The 19,132-nt window shown below is 73.9% G+C and carries 21 protein-coding genes; 9 read left to right on the top strand and 12 right to left on the bottom strand.

Translation table 11 applies throughout. The annotated features are described in order from the left end of the window. Positions 1-11: 11 nt before the first annotated feature. From ABD644_RS02555 to ABD644_RS02545, 3 genes are all read right to left on the bottom strand, one after another. Positions 12-1,547 carry a sensor histidine kinase gene (locus tag ABD644_RS02555; protein ID WP_344686928.1) on the bottom strand — a complete coding sequence of 512 codons (1,536 nt, stop codon included), beginning with the start codon at positions 1,545-1,547 and terminating at the stop codon, positions 12-14. Further along, positions 1,544-2,272 (bottom strand): response regulator transcription factor, encoded by a 729-nt coding sequence (locus ABD644_RS02550; RefSeq protein ID WP_344686927.1) that lies wholly within the window; start codon positions 2,270-2,272, stop codon positions 1,544-1,546. The genes ABD644_RS02555 and ABD644_RS02550 overlap by 4 nt, the downstream gene beginning before the upstream one ends. Positions 2,273-2,390: 118 nt before the next feature. Beyond that, complete coding sequence (locus tag ABD644_RS02545) at positions 2,391-3,158, bottom strand: siderophore-interacting protein (RefSeq protein WP_344686926.1); 768 nt, start codon at positions 3,156-3,158, stop codon at positions 2,391-2,393. Between the two features lie 367 nt (positions 3,159-3,525). Between ABD644_RS02545 and ABD644_RS02540 the strand changes: the two genes are divergently transcribed. Then, on the top strand, positions 3,526-3,954 hold the full coding sequence (locus ABD644_RS02540; protein ID WP_344686925.1) for a DUF2795 domain-containing protein: 429 nt from the start codon (positions 3,526-3,528) through the stop codon (positions 3,952-3,954). Positions 3,955-3,967: 13 nt separating this feature from the next. Here ABD644_RS02540 and ABD644_RS02535 read toward each other — a convergent pair whose 3' ends face one another. Continuing rightward, positions 3,968-4,774, bottom strand: coding sequence for a hypothetical protein (locus ABD644_RS02535; protein ID WP_344686924.1), 807 nt, complete (start codon positions 4,772-4,774; stop codon positions 3,968-3,970). Between the two features lie 170 nt (positions 4,775-4,944). On the opposite strand from ABD644_RS02535, the gene ABD644_RS02530 reads away from it, so the two are divergent. Further along, positions 4,945-6,903 (top strand): LCP family protein, encoded by a 1,959-nt coding sequence (locus ABD644_RS02530; protein WP_344686923.1) that lies wholly within the window; start codon positions 4,945-4,947, stop codon positions 6,901-6,903. 57 nt (positions 6,904-6,960) lie between these two features. On the opposite strand, the gene pstB is transcribed toward ABD644_RS02530, so the two are convergent. The 6 genes from pstB to ABD644_RS02500 all read right to left on the bottom strand — a co-directional run bounded on the left by pstB (position 6,961) and on the right by ABD644_RS02500 (position 12,882). Further along, positions 6,961-7,740, bottom strand: a complete 780-nt coding sequence (gene pstB / locus ABD644_RS02525) for a phosphate ABC transporter ATP-binding protein PstB (RefSeq protein ID WP_344686922.1) — start codon at positions 7,738-7,740, stop codon at positions 6,961-6,963. Positions 7,741-7,762: 22 nt separating this feature from the next. Next, on the bottom strand, positions 7,763-8,851 hold the full coding sequence (gene pstA / locus ABD644_RS02520) for a phosphate ABC transporter permease PstA (RefSeq protein ID WP_344686921.1): 1,089 nt from the start codon (positions 8,849-8,851) through the stop codon (positions 7,763-7,765). Further along, the gene (gene pstC / locus ABD644_RS02515; protein ID WP_344686920.1) at positions 8,851-9,795 is read right to left on the bottom strand and encodes a phosphate ABC transporter permease subunit PstC; all 945 of its coding nucleotides are present in this window, start codon (positions 9,793-9,795) and stop codon (positions 8,851-8,853) included. The genes pstA and pstC overlap by 1 nt, the downstream gene beginning before the upstream one ends. Positions 9,796-9,861: 66 nt before the next feature. Further along, positions 9,862-10,971, bottom strand: a complete 1,110-nt coding sequence (gene pstS, locus ABD644_RS02510; RefSeq protein ID WP_344686919.1) for a phosphate ABC transporter substrate-binding protein PstS — start codon at positions 10,969-10,971, stop codon at positions 9,862-9,864. 208 nt (positions 10,972-11,179) lie between these two features. Next, positions 11,180-12,115 (bottom strand): mycothiol synthase, encoded by a 936-nt coding sequence (mshD, locus tag ABD644_RS02505; RefSeq protein ID WP_344686918.1) that lies wholly within the window; start codon positions 12,113-12,115, stop codon positions 11,180-11,182. Between the two features lie 8 nt (positions 12,116-12,123). Further along, the gene (locus ABD644_RS02500) at positions 12,124-12,882 is read right to left on the bottom strand and encodes a winged helix-turn-helix domain-containing protein (protein WP_344686917.1); all 759 of its coding nucleotides are present in this window, start codon (positions 12,880-12,882) and stop codon (positions 12,124-12,126) included. A 99-nt stretch (positions 12,883-12,981) separates the two neighbouring features. Here ABD644_RS02500 and ABD644_RS02495 point away from each other — a divergent pair, with 99 nt between their 5' ends. From ABD644_RS02495 to ABD644_RS02465, 7 genes are all read left to right on the top strand, one after another. Then, positions 12,982-13,719, top strand: a complete 738-nt coding sequence (locus tag ABD644_RS02495; RefSeq protein WP_344686916.1) for an alpha/beta hydrolase — start codon at positions 12,982-12,984, stop codon at positions 13,717-13,719. Beyond that, positions 13,716-14,561 (top strand): hypothetical protein, encoded by an 846-nt coding sequence (locus tag ABD644_RS02490; protein WP_344686915.1) that lies wholly within the window; start codon positions 13,716-13,718, stop codon positions 14,559-14,561. The genes ABD644_RS02495 and ABD644_RS02490 overlap by 4 nt, the downstream gene beginning before the upstream one ends. A gap of 25 nt (positions 14,562-14,586) precedes the next feature. Then, complete coding sequence (locus ABD644_RS02485) at positions 14,587-15,288, top strand: LmeA family phospholipid-binding protein (RefSeq protein ID WP_344686914.1); 702 nt, start codon at positions 14,587-14,589, stop codon at positions 15,286-15,288. A gap of 29 nt (positions 15,289-15,317) precedes the next feature. After that, positions 15,318-15,770: a thioredoxin family protein gene (locus tag ABD644_RS02480; protein WP_344686913.1), complete on the top strand. Its 453-nt coding sequence runs from the start codon at positions 15,318-15,320 to the stop codon at positions 15,768-15,770. Between the two features lie 147 nt (positions 15,771-15,917). Further along, entirely contained in the window at positions 15,918-16,349 is a 432-nt protein-coding gene (locus ABD644_RS02475) for a DUF4395 domain-containing protein (protein ID WP_344686912.1), read from the top strand. A 28-nt stretch (positions 16,350-16,377) separates the two neighbouring features. Further along, positions 16,378-17,205, top strand: coding sequence for a sulfurtransferase (locus ABD644_RS02470; protein ID WP_344686911.1), 828 nt, complete (start codon positions 16,378-16,380; stop codon positions 17,203-17,205). Between the two features lie 6 nt (positions 17,206-17,211). Then, entirely contained in the window at positions 17,212-17,505 is a 294-nt protein-coding gene (locus ABD644_RS02465) for a DUF1416 domain-containing protein (protein ID WP_344686909.1), read from the top strand. 91 nt (positions 17,506-17,596) lie between these two features. On the opposite strand, the gene ABD644_RS02460 is transcribed toward ABD644_RS02465, so the two are convergent. Together ABD644_RS02460 and ABD644_RS02455 are read right to left on the bottom strand one after the other, a co-directional pair. Next, on the bottom strand, positions 17,597-18,328 hold the full coding sequence (locus tag ABD644_RS02460; RefSeq protein WP_344686908.1) for a DUF4184 family protein: 732 nt from the start codon (positions 18,326-18,328) through the stop codon (positions 17,597-17,599). After that, positions 18,328-19,008, bottom strand: a complete 681-nt coding sequence (locus ABD644_RS02455; protein WP_344686907.1) for a TetR/AcrR family transcriptional regulator — start codon at positions 19,006-19,008, stop codon at positions 18,328-18,330. The genes ABD644_RS02460 and ABD644_RS02455 overlap by 1 nt, the downstream gene beginning before the upstream one ends. Positions 19,009-19,132: the final 124 nt, after the last annotated feature.

Genomic DNA, 19,132 nt, shown 5'->3' with positions numbered 1-19,132 from the left:
TGACAGGAGGCTCAGCCCGCCCCGTCGTCGGCCCTGTCGTCGGTCCCGTCGTCGCCGGTCCCGGGCGGGACCGCGGGGGGCCCGGAGCGGGGGAGCCGGACGGTCACCGCGGTGCCCTGCCCCGGGGCGGTGTCCAGCCGCACCTCGCCCCCGTGCGCCGCGACCAGCGAGTCGACGATCGAGAGCCCGAGCCCGGTGCCCCCGGCGATGCGGGTCCGGGAGGCGTCGGCCCGGTAGAAGCGCTCGAACGCCCGAGCGGCGTCGGCGGCGTCCATGCCGGGGCCCTCGTCGGCGACCCGCAGCACCAGCACGTCGGCGTCGTCGGCGTCCTGCGCCAGCGTGACGGTGATCCGGGTGCGGGCCGGCGTGTGCACCAACGCGTTGGTCACCAGGTTGCCGACGACCTGCCGCAGCCGGCCCTCGTCGCCGAGCACCACCGGGACGTCGGTGAGCGATTCGTCCAGGTGCAGGCTGATCGGCCGCTCGGGCTGGAGGGCGCGCGCGTCGTGGACGGCGTCGCCGGCGACGGCGGCGAGGTCCACCGGTTCGATCGCCAGGGGCCGCTGCTGGTCCATGCGGGCCAGCAGCAGCAGGTCCTCGACGAGCAGGCCCATGCGGCCGCCCTCGCTCTCGATCCGCTCCATCAGCCGGCGCACGTCCTGGTCACCGGAGACCGCGCCCTGCCGGTAGAGCTCGGCGAAGCCGCGGATCGAGGTGAGCGGCGTGCGGAGCTCGTGGCTGGCGTCGGCGACGAAGCGGCGCATCCGCTCCTCCGACGTGCGGGCCTGCGCCTCGGACGCCTGCTGGGCGCGGAAGGCGCGCTCGATCCGGGACAGCATCCGGTTCAGCGCCGTCGTGAGCCGGCCGACCTCGGTGCGGTCGTCGCCCGCCGGCACCCGCTGGGACAGGTCCCCGTCGGCGATGGCCCGGGCGGTGCGCTCCACCTCGGCCAGCGGGCGCAGGCTGTTGCGGACCAGGACGTAGCCCGCGCCGGCGAGGACCGACAGGACGATGATCCCCACGATGGCCTGGATGGCGACCAGCCGGCGGATGGCGTCCTCGTCGCGCGCCAGGTCGGCCCCGACGACGATCGTCCAGCCGCCGGCTGTGCTGGCGGCCACGACGCGCCACTGCGTGCGGCCGTCGACCGAGCGAACCGTGACCGGCCGACCGTCGGCCGCCACGTGCTCGACGATCTCCTCCGCGTCGGGGATCGACTGCCCCTGGTCGGGCGGGCCGAGCACCGCGCGCGCCTCGTCGTCGCCCGGGGCCACGCAGGCGTAGTAGTCCGAGCCCGGCAGCTGCCGGTAGTCGTCGCGCACGCAGTCCTCGAGGAACCGCGGATCACGACCGGCCTCGTAGACCGCGGCCAGCAGCCGGGCGTCCTGCTGGCTCTGGAGGTACCCGCCGAGCAGTTTCGCGGCGGCGAAGCCCATCGCCACCAGTGACACCGTGACCAGCGCCATCAGCAGGGCGACCAGCGTGATGCGCAGCGGGATCCGAGCGCCGAGGCCCCTGCGCGTGGTCGGGATGGGCGTCCTCGTCACGTCCCACGGGGGAGCCGCAGGGTGTACCCCACCCCCCGGATGGTGTGCAGGAGGCGCGGCTCCGTCGTGTCGATCTTGCGGCGCAGGTAGGAGATGTAGGACTCCACGACGTTGGCCTCGCCGTTGAAGTCGTAGTTCCAGACGTGGTCGAGGATCTGCGCCTTCGACAGCACCCGCCCGGCGTTGGCCATCAGATACCGGAGCAGCTTGAACTCGGTGGGGGACAGGCTGATGAGCGTGCCGGCCTTCAGCACCTCGTGGCTCTCCTCGTCCAGCTCGATGTCGGCGAAGGAGAGCCGGGGGGCCTCGGTGGGCCGGGCGGCGGCCGCCGTGCGGCGGAGCACCGCCCGGATGCGGGCCAGCACCTCGTCGAGGCTGAACGGCTTGGTCACGTAGTCGTCGCCGCCGAGGGTGAGGCCCGAGACCTTGTCCTCCGGGGCGTCGCGTGCGGTGAGGAACAGGACCGGGGTGTGCCGCCCGGACTGCCGCATCCGACGGACGACGCCGAACCCGTCGAGCCCCGGCATCATCACGTCCAGGACGAGCAGGTCCGGGCGGAACGACTCGGCCAGCGCCAGCGCCTGCTGACCGTCGGCCGCCGTCGCGACCTCGAACCCGGCGTACCGGAGGCTGGCCGAGAGCAGTTCGCGGATGTTGGGCTCGTCGTCGACGACGAGCAGGCGGGCCTCGGGCGTGCTGCGGGCGGTCTGCGAACTGCCGGTCACAGCTCCTCCGGGGGTGCGGGCTGGTGCCGTCGTCATGAGGCGAGACTGCGGTGCCCGACTGGGGCGCTCCTGGACGCTACCTGTGAGAACCCTGTGCGGGTCCCGGCTCCCGGCCTGTCTACCGGCCCATCTCCCGGCCCAGGCGCCAGTAGCCGATGGCGTGGTGCTGCGCCCGGCCGAGGCCCCAGCGGCTGCGCAGGTCGGCCCGGATGCTGCGCACCGCGGCGGACTCCGCACCGACCCAGGCGAAGACCTCCGGTCCGTCGAACGGTTCCAGCGCCGCCACGGCGTCGGCGAGCAGGCTGCTCGCGCCGGGCGGTGTGCCGTCGCGGTGCAGCCAGCGCACCGTGACCCCGGGCGGGGCGGGCACGGGCTGCTCCTCCGCGGCGTCGGCGACCTCGACCAGCGCCAGCCCCCGGGTCGCGGGGTCGGCCTCGCCCAGGATCCGGGTGATCGCCGGCAACGCCGTCTCGTCGCCGACCAGCAGGAGCTGCGCGGCGGGCCGCTCCCCGAGGGTCCCCGCCCCGGCCACCGCGAGCCTCGCGCCCGGCACCGCGGCCGACGCCCAGGCGGCGGCCGGACCGTCCCCGTGCAGGACGAAGTCGATCTCCACCTCGCCGGCGACCGGGTCCTGACGGCGGGCCGTGTAGCTGCGCAGCGCGATCCCGTGGGCGCCGGTCGGCCAGACGATGCGCCCGTCGCGCGCGACCTGCGGCCACCGCGGGTCGGGATCCCCGACGCGCGGGACCAGGAGGTTCACCGTCGGCCCCGCGGCGGCGACGGCATCGGCGGATCCGGCGAGGACGACCCGGCGGACCGACGGCGTCACGTCGGCCACGGTCACGACGGTGAGGACGTCGACCGGGCGGAGATCGGGAGCGGTCACGATCGCGAGCCTAAGTACGGGCCGCGCGGCCCCGGATACGGGCCGACCCGGCCGACCCCGGGGGAATGGAGTCGACCGGGCCGGCGATCGAGGACGGTCGGGGAGCTCACGCTCAGTAGCGGCGGCCCCCGTGGAACGCGGGCCAGGCCCGTGTTCCGCCGTCGACGAGGACGCTACGTGATCATCGGCGCCCTGCCATGGCTCCTGAGAGTGAGGTCTGCGTCCCGAACGGGTGATTCCGGCCGAACCCGACTCGCCGGTCGGTCGATGTGTGGCGTCCGCCCGGGAGGGGCAGGCAGTACGCGGATGGAGCCGAAGCTGGATCGACCGGCCCGGTACCGCCGGGCCATGACGACGAGGAGACGTCGTGAGCGAGACCGGAGGCGAGTTCGCCGGAACGTCGCAGCGGGGCACGAAGCACAGCCCGCGGGTCGACGATCAGCTCGAGCACGAGATGCAGGGGATGCTCAAGGGCGATCACTCGACGCGGGCCGAGGAGTGGCGCGAGGTCGAGCCGGTCGCCGAGGGCGAGCCCGAGATCGATGCCGACCCGGCCGGGACGCTGGTGGGCGGGACGCCCGTGGGCACGGACGCCGACGCGGTCGTGGTCCGGACGGAGCTCGCCCGCTGGCTGGACCGGGCCGACTTCCCGAGCAGCGGCGCAGACCTGGCCGAGGCAGCCCGGGATCACCGCGCGCCGGACGCCGTCGTCGCCGAGCTGGAGCGGCTGCCCGCCGCCGAGAACTTCGAGCGGATCGGCGACGTCGTCCGCGCGCTCGGCTACCCGACGGAGTGACGGGCCCGAGCGCTCAGGAGGCGGCGCCGGTCTCCCCGTTCGCCTCTTCCTGAGCGATCTCCTCAGCGCCCCGCCGGCGGAACAGCCGTGAGCCGGGGAAGCCCTTCACGATCTGGCGCAGGTCCTGCACGGTGTCGACCAGGTCGTGGACGTCGGGACCCACGTTCCCCAGGGACTCCAGGACGGGCAGGATGTCCTCGTCCAGGTGGGTCACCAGCTGGGGGAGCCGGTCGATCAACGTGACCAGCGCCTCGATCTCGTGCGGCTCGAGCGTGGCGGCCAGGCGCCGGACCGACGGCGCCAGTGCGGCCAGCGCCGGCTCGTAGTCGCTGACCAGCGGCGCGACCCGCGCGACCAGCCCGTCGGCGGTGTCGAGGGTGCCGTCGGCGCGGGCGGTCGTGCGGCCGACCGCCTCGATCGCCTCGTCGGCCTTCGCCTGGGTGCGTGCGACGCCCGCGATCGCCTCGTCGGCCTTCGCCTGGGTGCGTGCGACGCCTTCGATCGCCGCGTCGGCCCGGGCCTGGGTGCGCGCCACGCCCTCGATGGCTGCGTCGGCCGTGTCGTTGGTGCGCATGACCTGCGCGATGGCCGCGTCCGCCCGCTCCCGGGTGCCGTCGACGGCATCGATCGCGGCGTCGGCGCGGTCGACGATGCCCTCCACGCGAGTCAGCAGGGCGCCGACCCGTCCGAGCAGGTCCTCCATGCGCCCGACCGCGCCGGCCACGCGGGGGACCAGCGCGAGGGCGTCGGCGAACCCGTCCCGCACACCCTCCACCGCGGCGATCAGGTCGGAGGGGCCGGGGACCGACGGGAGCCTCATCGGCCCCACGCTACGGCCGTTCAGGGTGGCCCACTATCCGGTTGCACCCGGCCGGGTGGCCGGCCGTCCGCGCGTCCGGCGCTGCGGTCGGCTCCGCCCCCGTATCGTGGGTCGATGCGGGCCCGCGGAGGGGCGCGGGCACGGACGACGACGAGAAGGTGTCGACAGCGGTGGGGGATCAGCCGACGCGGGGCGACGCGGGCGACCGCGACGTCCCCGGTGGCTCCCGCCGAGCCCGCGCCGACCAGCCCGGCGCGTCCCCCGTGACCGTCGAGCAGTTGCTCGCCCGCCAGGGCGGCAGCGCCGTCGGCCGCCGGCGCGCGGCGCGCCGGACCGGCGAGTTCCCGCAGGTCTCGGTCGACCAGCCGCGCCGTCCCGCGGCGTCGGACCCACCCCCGGGGGTCCGGGGCGGTCTGCCCCCGGTGCCCGGCGCCGCCGCGCGTCAGGGCGGGCTCCCCCCGGTCCCCGCCGCGTCGGCCGGCCGAGCCGCCCGGCCTCCGGGTACGCCCCCCGGCTCGGGCCCCGGGCCCGCCTCCTGGCAGCCCGCTGCCCGTCCGTCGCGGACGAGCGGTCCGATCCCGCCGCTCCCCGGCCGGATCGCCCCCCGTGAGCCCGGCGCAGCCGGTCGGCCGCGGACGCGGTTCCCGAACCGGGCTCCGGAGCGCGCCCCGACCACCCCGCGCCGTCGCCGAGTGGTCCGCGTCGTCACCGCCCTGTCGGCGGTCATCGGGCTGGTCGTGCTCTACCACCTGGCGCTGTACTTCTACGTCGACCAGAAGATCGACCGGGTCGAGGCGCTGGCCACCGACGGGCCCGAGGTCCTGGCCCCCGCGCTGCAGGCCGGCAGCGAGACGTACCTGGTCGTCGGCACCGGCATCCCCGGCCAGGACGGCGCCGCCTCGGTGGCCACCCTGCTCGCCTCCGTCTCGGCCGACGGCGACCGCGCCGTCCTGGTGAGCGTCCCGCCGACGGCGCTGGTCGACACCCCCATGTGCCGGACCCCCGACGGCACTCTCCGCGACCCCACCACCGAGGCGTTCGCGGCGTCGCTGCTCGACGGTGGCCCCTCGTGCATGGTGCGGGCCGTCCAGCAGCTGTCCGGCCTGCGGATCGACCACTACCTCGGCGTGGACCTCACCCGACTGCCCGGCATGGTGGACGCGCTGGGCGGTGTTCCCGTGTGCGTCGTCCCGACCGCGGCGACCGACGCCGCGGCCGAGCCCCTGCCGCCGGGCTCCTCGGAGGTGTCGGGCGTGGGGGCCGCCGGCTTCCTGCAGCCGGGCGACACCGGATCGGACGTGACGGGTGCGGCGGTGGCCGAGCGGGCGCAGCGGCTGCTCACGTCGACGCTGCGGGCGGCGATGTCCTGGGGCACGCTGGCCGATCCCCTCACCCTCACCCGGTTCCTGAGCCGGGCCGCGGACGCGCTGACCGTGGACGAGCAGACCAACCTCGGCGACCTGCGGGTGCTGGCCGTCTCGCTCGGCGACCTCTCCGGTGACGCCGTCCAGCGGGCGGCGCTGCCGGTCGACCAGGTCGGGTACGTCCCGAGCGGCACCGACGAGGCGTACGTGATCCTCGACGGCGGGGCCACGCGCACGCTCTTCGACGCCGTGATCGACGACACCCGCGTGCCCGAGCAGTTCCGGGCCGTGGACACGCCCGCCCCGGCGGCGGGGGAGGCGCCCGCCGAGCAGCCGCCGGCCCCCGAAGCGCCGGCCGATCCGGCCACGACGACCGACACGCTGACCGTCGCACCCGCCCAGATCACCGTCGACGTGCTCAACGGCACCGGCACCGACGGTCTCGCCGCCAGCGTCGCGGAGGCGCTGCGGGGCCAGGGGTTCACGGTCGCGAACGTGGGAAACGAGTCGGGGACGGTGAACCAGACGGTGGTCCGCTACGGGCCGAACGTGCTGGAGCCGGCGAAGACCGTGGCCGCGTCCGTGCCGGGCTCGGTGCTGCAGGCCAGCGACTCGATCGGCGACACCGTGCAACTCGTCCTCGGCCCGGGCTACGAGACGGTCGTGCCCGTGCAGATCGGGGCGCCGCCCGCGGCACCGAGCCCGGCGGCGGAGCCCGCCCCGGCCGAGCCGACCGAGGCCGCGGTCGCCCCGGTCAGCTGCTGAACAAGGACCCCGTTCTCCTCACCCCTCGCAGGCTCGGGGCGAGCCTCGGAACGGGGCCTAACCGAAGCGGCCGGAGATGTAGTCCTCGGTCGCCTTCTCGTCGGGGTTGCTGAAGATCTTCTCGGTCGCGTTGAACTCGATCAGCCGCCCCGGCTGCCCGGCCCCCGCGACGTTGAAGAACCCGGTCTGCTCGCTGACGCGGGCGGCCTGCTGCATGTTGTGGGTGACGATGACGATGGTGAAGCGCTCCTTGAGCTCCGTCATCAGGTCCTCGATCGCCAGCGTGGAGATCGGGTCCAGCGCGGACGCCGGCTCGTCCATCAGCAGCACGTCGGGCTCGACGGCGATGGCGCGGGCGATGCACAGCCGCTGCTGCTGACCGCCGGAGAGGCCCGAGGCCGGCCGGGTGAGCCGGTCCTTGACCTCCTTCCAGAGGTTCGCCCCGAGCAGCGAGCGCTCGACGAGGTCGTCGAGGTCGTTCTTCTTCATCTTCCGGGCGTTGAGCCGGATGCCGGCGGCGACGTTGTCGTAGATCGACATCGTCGGGAACGGGTTGGGCCGCTGGAACACCATGCCGATGTGCCGCCGGACGTCGACCGGGTCCACATCGGGGGCGTAGAGGTCCTGGCCGTCCATGGAGACCTTGCCCTCCACGCGGGCGCCGGGGAGCACCTCGTGCATGCGGTTGAGGGACCGCAGGAAGGTGGACTTCCCGCAGCCGGACGGGCCGATCAGCGCCGTCACGCTGCGCGGCTCGATGGAGACGGTGACGCCCTCGACGGCGAGGAAGTTGCCGTAGTAGATGTTCAGGTCCGAGACGTCGATGCGCTTGGCCACGGTGAGTCCTCTGCGTTCTCGGTCAGCGACCGGTCTTGGGGGCGAAGAAGCGGCTGAACAGGCGAGCGACGATGTTGAGTCCCATCACGATGATGATGAGAACGAGCGCCGCCGTCCAGGCGCGGTCGATCGCGAACTCCGGCGGCACCCCGGGCTGGGTGAGCTGGTAGTACGCGTAGACCGGCAGGGTGGCCATCCGGCCGTCGAACGGATCGAGGTTCGTGCCGTTGATGATGCCGACCGTCACGAGCAGCGGTGCGGTCTCGCCGATGACGCGGGCGATGGCGAGCGTGACACCGGTGGCGAGCCCGGCGACCGCGGTCGGGAGCACGATCTTCACGATCGTGCGCCACTTGGGCACTCCCAGTGCGTAGGACGCCTCGCGCAGCTCGTTCGGGACGAGCTTGAGGACCTCCTCCGCGGACCGGACCACCACCGGGATCATCAGCACCGACAGGGCGACCGCCCCGGCGATGCCCAGCCGCACGCCCGGGCCGAAGAAGACGGCGAACAGGGCGTAGGCGAACAGACCGGCGACGATCGACGGGATGCCGGTCATCACGTCGACGAGGAAGGTGATGGCCCGCTTGAGCCGGCCGGTGCCGTACTCGACGAGGTAGATCGCGGTGAGCAGCCCGATCGGCACCGAGATGAGCGTGGTCAGGGCGGTGATGATCAGCGTGCCGGCGATGGCGTGGTAGACGCCGCCGCCCTCACCGATGATGCCCGTCATCGACGAGGCGAAGAACTCGCTGTCCAGGCGCCCGATGCCCTTGCTCACGACCTCGATCACCAGCGAGACCAGCGGCACCATCGCGAGCCCGAAGGCACTCACCACGACGCAGGTGACGAGCCGGTCGGTCGCCCGGCGTCGGCCCTCCACCTTCCGGGAGGCCGCGTACAGGGCGATCGTGCCGAGCGCGACGGTGTAGATCGCGAAGACGGCGGCGTTCAGCCCGGTGGCCATCCCGAGGAGGGCCGCCACGGCCGCCGCCCCCGCGAAGATCGCCCAGGGCGCCCAGCGCCCCAGGTGGCCGACCGAGTGCAGCGCGGTCGAGGTGCCCGAGCCCGCCGACGCGGTCTCCGGCGTCGAGGTCGACGTCTGAGGCATCAGTTGGCTCCGGAGAAGTCGGCGCGCCGGTTCACGATGGAGCGCGCGAGCATGTTGACGGCGAAGGTGATGACGAACAGCGCCAGCCCGCTCGCGATGAGCGCGTTGACGTCCAGGCCCGAGGACTCCGGGAACTCCAGGGCGACGTTGGCCGCGATCGTGGAGGGGTTTCCGCTGCTGATCAGGTTGAACGTGATGCCGCCCGACACCGACAGCACCAGGGCGATGGCCATCGTCTCGCCGAGCGCGCGGCCCAGGCCGAGCATGGCGCCGCCGATGATCCCGGAGCGGCCGTAGGGCAGCACCGCCAGGCGGATCATCTCCCAGCGCGTGGCACCGAGGGCGAGCGCCGCCTCGCGGTGCAGGGACGGGACCTGCAGGAAGACCTCGCGGCTGATCGCGCTGATGATCGGCAGGATCATGATCGCCAGGACCAGGCCGGCGGTGAGCATCGTGCGCCCGGTCGAGGACGCCGGACCGGCGAACAGCGGGATGAAGCCGAGGTTCTCCTCGAGCCAGACGTAGAGCGGCACGAGGTTGGGCGCCAGCCAGGCGACGCCCCAGAAGCCGTAGACGATGCTCGGGATCGCCGCCAGCAGGTCGACCACGTACCCCAGGCTCTGGGCCAGCCGGCGCGGTGCGAAGTGCGTGATGAACAGGGCGATGGCGACCGCCAGTGGGGTGGCCACCAGCAGCGCGATGACCGCCGACAGCAGCGTGCCGAAGATGAGGGGCGCGATGTAGCTCGCCAGCCCCTCGCCGCCGGGGATGTCTCCGGCCGAGGCGGTGAGGGCGGGGAGGGCCTCGATGACGAGGAACACCGCGACTCCGGCCAGGATGACCAGGATCGCGATGCCGGCTCCCCGGGCGACACCGGAGAAGACCCGGTCGCCGATGCGGCGGACCGGGCGATGCTGCTGCTCAGGTGGGGAGGTGATCGTCACCGCTGCTCCGAAGAAGAGGGCGCGTCGGCCCGGGGCGTTCCCGCCCCGGGCCGACGCTGGGGACCGTCAGGCGCTGGCAGTGATCGCGTCGATCGCGGTCTGCGCCTGCTCCCGCAGAGTGTCCGAGATCGGCGCCGATCCGGCAGCCTCGGCGGCGGCCTGCTGGCCGTCCTCGCTGACCACGTAGGTCATGAAGGCCTTGACGAGGTCGGCGGTCTCCTGGTCCTCGTACTCGATGCAGCCGACGTGGTAGCTGACCAGCACGATCGGGTACTCACCCGAGCCGGTGGTGTCCCGGTTGAGCTCGATCGCGAAGTCGTACTCGCCCCGGCCGGACAGCGGCTCCGAGTTCTCGACGACGGCGGCGGCGGTCTCCGCCGACGGGGCGACGAACTCCTCCCCGACGCCGATGCTGGCGACGCCGAGGTCGCCGGCCTGGCTGAGGTCGGCGTAGCCGATCGCGCCCGCCCCGGCCTCGACGGCCCCGACGACGCCCGAGGTGCCCTGCGCCGCCTCACCGCCGGAGACCGGCCAGTCACCGCTGACCTCGTGCGGCCACGCGTCGCCGGCCGCGGCGGCCAGGTACTCGACGAAGTTCTCCGTGGTGCCGGACTCGTCGGACCGGTTGACCGGGGTGATGCCCTGGTCCGGGAGCGTGGCGTCGGGGTTGTCCGCGGCGATCGCCGGGTCGTTCCAGTTGGTGATCTTCTGGTCGAAGATGCCGGCCAGGGTCTCGGGGGACAGGTTCAGCTCGTCGACGCCTTCGAGGTTGTAGACGACCGCGATCGGCGAGATGTAGTTCGGCAGCTCGAAGACGCCCGAGGCGCCACACCGCTCCTCGGCCAGCGCGAGCTCCTCGTCGTCGAGTGCGGCGTCGCTACCGGCGAAGTCGGTGCCGCCGGCGAGGAACTGCTCGCGGCCGCCGCCCGAACCGACCGGGTCGTAGCTGAGGTTCACGCCGGGCTCGACGTCGGTGAAGCCGGCCTGCCAACCCTGCATCGCGGCCTGCTGGCTGCTCGCGCCGGCGCCGACGAGGTCGCCACTGAGCTCCCCTCCGCCAGTGCCGGCGGAGTCGGTGTCCGCCTCGTTCGACGCGCCGCACGCGGAGAGCGCGAGGGTGCCGGCCAGCGCCACAACGAGGGTGGTGGCGCGCGACCTGGTGCTGAGCTTCAACACAGTGCCTCTCGACAGTGCGCCCGGCCTCGTGCCGGGCAGCGAAGGACCAACGTCGAGGACGCTAAGCAGCCGAAGTGGCCAGATCCGGGTGGCTCGGTGAACGCGGGGTGAACGACGGCGGAGCACTGCCTGCACGGGTGAGAGACAGCTCACGTCCGCTGGGTGAACCGCCGCGCGGAGGCGTGGAGCCGGTGGGGTGGCCCGGTAGTCAGAGGGGTCGGGCGGCGCCCGGTTCGCGCCGCCAGGCGACGTCGACCGAGTAGCGACGGAAGCCGCGCCCTTCGTACAGCCGCACCGCGGTGGCGTTGGCCTCCTCCACGTACAGGAGCACCTCGGACAGGCCGCGCGAGCGCAGGTGCGCCAGGCCCAGGTCGGTCAGCGCGCTGCCGAGCCGCATCCCCTGGGCGCCGGGATCGATGCCCAGGACGTACACCTCGCCCACCGGCTCGTCGCCGACGTCACCGGCGGGGTGGACCTTCGTCCAGTGGAAGCCGAGCAGCTCGCCGCCGTCGTCGGGATCGCCCCGCCAGGCGAGCAGGAAGCCGGCCGGGTCGAACCACGGTTCGGCCTGGCGCAGCCGGAGGTCGTCGGCGGTCCAGCTGCCCTGCTCGGGGTGGTCGGCGAAGGCCCGGGCGTTGACCTGCAGCCAGGCGGCGTCGTCCCGCCCGGGCCGGAACGGCCGTACGGCGACCCCGTCGGGCAGCGGCGGTCGTGGGTCGGCGGCGACACCGGCCAGGTCGCGCCGCATCTGCAGCAGCACCCGGGCGCGGGTGTAGCCGCGGCTGGCGGCGAGCTCGGCCGAGCCGGGCAGGTCGCCGTGCGCCCACACCGACAGGCGTCCGGCACCGGCGATCTGCTCGAGCCGGCCGGCCAGCGCGGACCCGACGCCGCGCCGCCGGTGGGCGGGGTGCACGACCAGCTCGGCCGCGCCTTCGTCGAACCGGGCGTACCCGGCCAGGGCGCCGTCCAGGGACGCGGTGACGTCCCGACCCCCGGGAGGGCCGCCGTGCTGGAGGCGCAGCTCGGCCTCCTCCGAGACCGGCCGGACGCCGTCGGCGGCCGCGGCGGCGCGCAGCAGCGCGAGGACGGCGGCGACGCCGTCGGGGTCGAGCCGCTCGGTGTCGGCGATCGCGGGGTCGGACAAGCGCGGGGTCAGACGAGCTCGGCGTCGGCCCCGGCGTGGGCGCTGTTCCCGGGCACGGTCTCCGCGTGGGCCTTGGCGGTCGCGTCGGCCACCTGCTGGTCGAGCTTGTAGCCGACGTTGCGCACCGTGCCGATCAGCGCCTCGTGCTCGGTGCCGAGCTTGGCGCGCAGGCGGCGCACGTGGACGTCGACCGTCCGGGTGCCGCCGAAGTAGTCGTAGCCCCAGATCTCCTGCAGCAGCTGGGCCCGCGAGAAGACCCGCCCCGGGTGCTGGGCCAGGTACTTCAGCAGCTCGAACTCCTTGTAGGTGAGGTCGAGCGGGCGGCCGCGCAGCTTGGCGGAGTAGCTGTGCTCGTCGATGACCAGCTCGCCGGCCTGGGTGACCGCGCCGTCGGCGCCGTCGGCGGGCGTGCTGGCGGCCATCCGGCGGGCGGTGGCCCACTTCAGCCGCGCATCGACCTCGGCGGGCCCGGCGGTGTCGAGCAGGACGTCGTCGACCCCCCAGTCGGCCGACAGCGCGACCAGGCCGCCCTCGGACAGGACCGCCACGAGCGACGCGGCGACGCCGGTCGAGGACAGCAGGCCGCACAGCGTGCGGGCCTGGATGAGGTCGTGGCGCGCGTCGACGAGGACGACGTCACCGGAATCTCCGTCGAGCAGGCTGGACAGCTCGGGGGCCACCACGCGCACCTGGTGGGCGAGCAGCCCCAGGGCGGGCAGCACCTCGGTCGTGGCCTGGCGCGCCGCGGTCATGAGCACGAGTCGCATGTCGTCTCCTCGAGATCTCATCGACGGCGCTGTCGAGGACGAGTAGGCAGGATAGCCGACGTGCCCCCGAACAGCGCGCTTCCACCGGGGACCCGGTCGGTGACGGTGGTCTCCGACGACGGCACGGTGCTCTCCGGGATCGTCGTGCCGGCCGCGGGCGTGCCGTCGCTGACGTTCGTGGTGGCCCACGGATTCACCAACTCGGTGTCCCGTCCCTCCTTCCTGCGGCTGGCCGGCTGGCTGCGCCCGTTCGGGGAGGTGCGGGCGGTGGACTTCCGGGGGCACGGCCGGTCCGCGGGAGGGTCGACCGCCGGTGGCGACCCCGAGACGCAGGACGTGGACGCCGCCGTGGCGGCGGCCCGGGCCGACGGCGCGCAGGCCGTGGTGACGCTCGGACTGTCGATGGGCGGGGGTGCGGTGCTGCGGCAGGCGGCACTCGGGCGGCACCGCCCCGACGCCGTGGTGAGCCTGTCGGCGGTGAGCCGCTGGTACGTGCGCGACACCCGCCCCATGCAGCGGGTGCACTGGCTCCTGGAGACGACGCCGGGGAGGAGGCTGGTCGCCCGGCTGCTGGGCCTGCGGCTGGACGCCCCGTGGCTCGTGCCGCCGCCGGCTCCGCTGCAGGTGGTCAGCGACATCGCGCCCACCCCGCTGCTCCTGGTGCACGGGGACCGGGACGAGTACTTCCCGCTCGAGCACTTCCGGACGCTGGCCCAGGCGGCCGGCCCGGGGGCGACCGCCTGGGTGGTCCCGGGCTTCGGACACGCCGAGAGCGGAGCGACTGCTCCGCTCGTCGAGCGGATCGGGCGCTGGGCGTCTGCGACCATCCGGTCGTGACCTCCGTGCCTGTGCAGTCCCTCCTCCCGGCCCGGGGACACCATCTCCCGGCCGCGGTGGTGTCGCTGCTCGCGGTCGGGCTGCTGATCGGGCTCCCCGAGGTGCTCGGTGACCTCGGCCGCCTGGCCGCCGTCCTGGTGCTCCAGCTCGGCCTGGTGCTCTCGTGGGTGCTGGTGACGGGCGCGCAGGGTTTCGCCGGGTCCCTCGCCGTGGGCGCGGCGGCGGCCGTCGCGGCGGATCTGATGCTGGTGCTGCCCGAGCGCCCGGAGCTGGGCGGGCTGCTGGCGGTCTTCGGCCTGGGCTTCCTCGCGGTCGTCCTGCAGCAGATGCTGCGGCGACCGCGTTCCGAGCTCGTGGCCTCGCTGTCGGGCGGGGTGCTGCTGATCGGCGTGATCGGGGCACTGGGCGCGCTGCTCCTGCTGGGCCGCACGCCGGGTGGCGACGGGCGGGCCGCGCTGGCGCTGGGGGCGGTGGGCGCCGCGCTGGTGGTGGGGCACGTCGTCGATCTCGTGCTCCCGCGCCCGCAGCTGGCCTTCGACGTGCCGCGCGGGGCGGTCGGGCTGGTGCTCGCGGTGCTGGCCGCGGCCGCCGTCACGTGGGTGCTGCGGGACGTCGGCGACCTGGCGGGAGACGTGGCCGCCGCCGGGTTCGGAGCGGCGATCGGCGGGGTGACCGCGCTGACCGCGGTGGCGGCCAGCTACGTGGTCGTGGAGGCGACGGCGGCCGATGACGACGGCGACCTGGGCCCGCACGTCTCGCTCTGGGCGCTCCCGGTCGTCCAGGCGGTGGTGCCGATCGCCGCTGCCGCACCCGTGGCGCTGGCCCTGCAGTCGGTGCTGTGAGGCGTTTTCCGGGTAGGGCGCTGCGGTGAAGGTCCTCGTCGTGCTCGTCGTGATCATCGCCGTCCTGCTCGGGGTCGGCCTGCTGGCCGACCGGGCGGTGGAGCGGTGGGCCGAGGGGTACGTCGCCGACCAGCTGACCCAGCAGGCCGGGCTGGCGGGCACCCCGGACGTCGACGTGCGGGGCTTCCCGTTCCTGACCCAGGCGCTCGAGGGGCGCTACGACGACGTGCGTATCTCGCTGACCGCCGACGAGCTGGGCCAGCAGGGGACGACCGCCGCCGTCCGGCTCACCGGCGTGCACCTGCCCCTCTCGACGGTCCTCTCGGGGGACGTGCAGGAGGTGCCGGTGGACCGGATCGAGGGGACCGCGACGCTCTCCTACGACCTGCTCTCCGACCAGTTGGGCGGCGACAGCACCCTGGGTCCGGAGGGCGACGGGCTGCGGGTGACCAAGACCGTCGAGATCCTCGGGTACACGCTGCCGCTGACCGCGACGGGGACCGTCACCCTCGACGGGGACGAGCTCGTCGTCGACGTGGAGAACGCCTCGGGTGCGGGCGTGGACGTGCCCGGCTTCCTGGTCGACCGGGCCAGCGACCTGCTCGACCTGCGGTACGCGGTCCCCGCGCTGCCCTTCGGTCTCCAGCTCACCAGCGTGACGCCGGCCCCCGACGGCGTGGTCGTCGAGGTCGAGGCGATCGACACGGTGCTGGCCCCGCTGGAATAACCGCGCGGCGGCGCCGGGTTCGTCGGGAGATGAGCGGGATCGGAGCAGCCGTCCTCGGGGCGGTGCTCGTGCTGACGGCCCTGGGCGCCTGGTGGCTGCGCAGCCGGAACGGCGTCGTCCGTCCCGTGGTCGTCGGTCCTGCGGGCAGGGAGGAGGGCGCGGTGGACCCGGTCTTCGACGCCCTCGGCGTGCGCCCCGGCGACGCGGACCTGACCGTCGTCCAGTTCTCGACCGCGTTCTGCGCCCCCTGCCGGACGACGAAGGCGCGGCTGGAGCAGCTCGAGGCCACCCGGCCGGGCCTCGCGGTCGTGCACGTCGACGCCGAGAGCCACCTCGACGAGGTGCGGGCGCTCGACGTCCGCCGGACGCCCACCCTCTTCTACCTCGACCGCGCCGGCACCGTGATCGGGCGCAGCAGCGGAGCCCCGCGGCCCGAGGAGCTCACCGCCCTCGTGGACGCCCGGGTCGGCCCGCGACCGTGATCGGCTACCCTCGCGCCGTGGGCATCCTGCTGACCTCGCGCCGCACAGTGGACCTGTGCCGCGTCGGCAGCTGCCTCTGTCCGACCTCCTAGGTCGGTTCCCCGACCGACCAGACGTGCCCTGTCCGCCGTCTTCGAAGGTCATCCCATGAGTTCTGCCACCCCGTCCGTCGACGTGAGGGGTCCCCGCTTCGCCGCGTGGGTCACCAGCGTCGTGCTCGCCGTCGCCCTGCTCACCGGGAGCGGCGTGCTGGTCGCCGTCCAGGCGGTGGTGTTCGCCGTCGGCGCGTTCGCCGGGCTCCGGTACGCGCCCTACGGCCTGCTCTTCCGCACCCTCGTCGCGCCCCGGCTCGGGCCGGTGCGCGAGCGCGAGGCCGAGGCGCCGCCGCGGTTCGCCCAGCTCGTGGGTCTGCTCTTCGCGGTGGTCGGGGCGGCCGGCTACCTGCTCGGCGCCCCTGTCGTCGGCGCCGTCGCCACGGGCCTGGCGCTCGTGGCCGCCCTGCTCAACGCTGTCACCGGCTTCTGCCTCGGCTGCGAGATGTACCTGATCGCCCGGCGGGCCCTGCCGGCCCGCGCCTGAACGAATCCATCAACGGAGGAACCCGACCATGAGCCGTACCGACGTGCTCGTCACCGCCGACTGGGCCCAGGAGAACCTGGGCAAGCCCGGCCTCGTCTTCGTCGAGGTCGACGAGGACACCACCGCCTACGACGGCGGACACCTCGAGGGCGCGATCAAGCTGGACTGGAAGAAGGACCTCCAGGACCCGCTGCGCCGCGACTTCGTCGACAAGGAGGGCTTCGAGGCGCTGCTCTCCTCGCGCGGCGTCAGCAACGACGACACCGTGATCCTCTACGGCGGCAACAACAACTGGTTCGCCGCCTACGCGTACTGGTACTTCAAGCTGTACGGCCACGAGAGCGTCAAGCTGATCGACGGCGGCCGCAAGAAGTGGGAGCTCGACAGCCGTCCGCTGTCCTCCGACACGGTCACGCGCCCGGCCACCCAGTACACGGCCAAGGACCCCGACCTCTCGATCCGGGCGTTCCGCGACGAGGTCGTGGCCTCGATCGGCTCGAAGAACCTCATCGACGTGCGCTCGCCCGACGAGTTCTCCGGCAAGATCCTCGCCCCGGCGCACCTGCCGCAGGAGCAGGCGCAGAAGGCCGGCCACGTGCCGACGGCCAAGAACATCCCGTGGAGCAAGGCGGCCAACGAGGACGGCACGTTCAAGAGCGACGAGGAGCTGGCCAAGCTCTACGACGAGCAGGGCTACGACGAGAGCAAGGCGACCATCGCCTACTGCCGGATCGGCGAGCGCTCGAGCCACACCTGGTTCGTGCTGCACGAGCTGCTCGGCAAGCCCGACGTCAAGAACTACGACGGCAGCTGGGTCGAGTACGGCTCGCTCGTCGGCGTCCCGATCGAGAAGTGAGCTGACATGTGCGGAGCACCCAAGCAGGGGACCGGCCTCGAGGGGGTCGACCTGACGACGCAGACCGTCATCCAGGGCCAGGTGTGGCACGACGGCGCCCCGGTGGCCGGTGCCTACGTCCGGCTGCTGGACACAACCGACGAGTTCACCGCGGAGGTGGTCACGAGCCCGGAGGGTGAGTTCCGCTTCTTCGCCGCTCCCGGTCAGTGGAAGCTGCGGACCCTGGCGCCCGTGGGCCGCGGCGAGCGGGTCATCTCGGCCGAGGTCGGCATCAACGAGACGACCGTCGCCATCGACTGAGCGCGATGGTGATCGCCTGGCTGATCACCGGGCAACCTGGCTCACCGTCGACCGTGAGCCAGGTTGCCCGTAGCAGATCCAGGACGGCCGGTCAGGCCATGTTCCGGCGACGCAGGTGCCACCCGGTCGCGCACAGCAGTCCGACGACCAGGGCCGCGCCACCGCCCCAGGTCGCGCCGTCGTAGCCGGCCGCACCGAGGTCGGGGGCGGCGAGCGCTGCGGTACCGCCCACACCCGCGGCCACGGCCAGCAGCAGCACCCAAGGCCACCAGGGCGCGCGGTGGTCGGGCATCGCTCGGACCGGCGAGCGCCGCCACCACCGGACCAGCCAGGCGAGCAGCAGCAGAGCCCCGACGAGGCCGCTGGTGTGCTGGAGCCAGCGGTAGCCGGGCAGGGGCCCCCACAGCTCGCCGAGCGCCGGGAAGACCTCCGGGCCCCAGCGCCCGGCGTGGGTGAACTCGTCCCAGAGGACGTGGGTGGCCGAGCCCACGGCGAGCGCGACGAGGGTGAGCAGCACCGTCCGCAGGTCGCGCAGGCGCACCCGCACCCCGAGCGGGACCGCCGCCAGTCGGGCGCGCAGGGCGCGGGGCGCCGCCCAGAGCGCCGGGGCGGCGAGCAGCCCGTGCCAGACGAGCCACGCCAGCGCCCCGAAGAGGACGTCGGTGCTGCCGACCGCCGCGGCCGTGTGCGTGCGGAGCCCCGGGTCGAACGGCAGGTAGAAGGGGATGTCGGGGGCCATGCTCCCGATCACCAGCGCCGAGGCGGGCAGCGGCGTCCGCAGGAACGGCAGGACGGCGGCGGCGTGGCTCGGGGTGAAGGGCATCAGAACCCGATCATGCGGGCCAGTTCCGTCATGGCCCGGTCGAAGAAGCGGTCGCCGTCCTCGACCGACCCGACGAAGTGACCGAAGAGCTCGAAGCTGATCGCCCCGTAGAGCGAGCTCCAGGCCAGCAGCGCGCGCAGCCGGACGGCGTCGTCGAGCGACGGGTGCTCGCCGCCCAGCACGGCGACGGCGTCGTCGCTGACCAGGGCCGCGTCCCGCTCGTCGCCCGCCGGAGGCAGCGCGCCGGCGCGGGCGGCATCGCCGAGGATCCGGCCGAGCACGACACCGACGCGGGAGGCGGCCGCGACGGTGTCCTCCGGCGCCTGGTAGCCGGGGACCGGGGAGCCGAAGAGCAGGGCGTACTCGTGGGGGTGCGCCCGGGCCCAGGTGCGGACGCCGCGGCACACCGCCAGCCACCGCTCCAGCGGCGGCGCGTCCGGCGCGTCGGCCGCTTCGGCCGCGGCACCGAGGTCGTCGTAGCCGTCGATGATCAGCCGGGTGAGCAGGTCGTCGCGGCTCGGGAAGTAGCGGTACACCGCGGACGAGGCCATGCCGAGCTCGCGCGCCACCGCGCGCAGCGAGAGCGCCGCCGCCCCGACCTCGGCCAGCTGGCGCCGGGCGGAGTCGGTGATCTCGGCGGTGAGTTCCGCGCGGGCGCGCTCCCGCGCAGTGGTGACCATGCGGCCAGCATGGCAGAAAGAGAGCGCCGATCGCAAATGTGAGCACTGCTCTTGACAACCGTGTCGTGGAAGCGCGAGCATTGTTCGCGAACGAGAGCACCGCTCTCGTCGAACACGAGGAGAC

It is taken from the genome of Blastococcus jejuensis (assembly GCF_039534705.1).
In the GTDB taxonomy this organism is placed as follows: Bacteria; Actinomycetota; Actinomycetes; order Mycobacteriales; family Geodermatophilaceae; genus Blastococcus_B; species Blastococcus_B jejuensis.
This window is presented reverse-complemented; position numbering and strand designations above follow the sequence as displayed.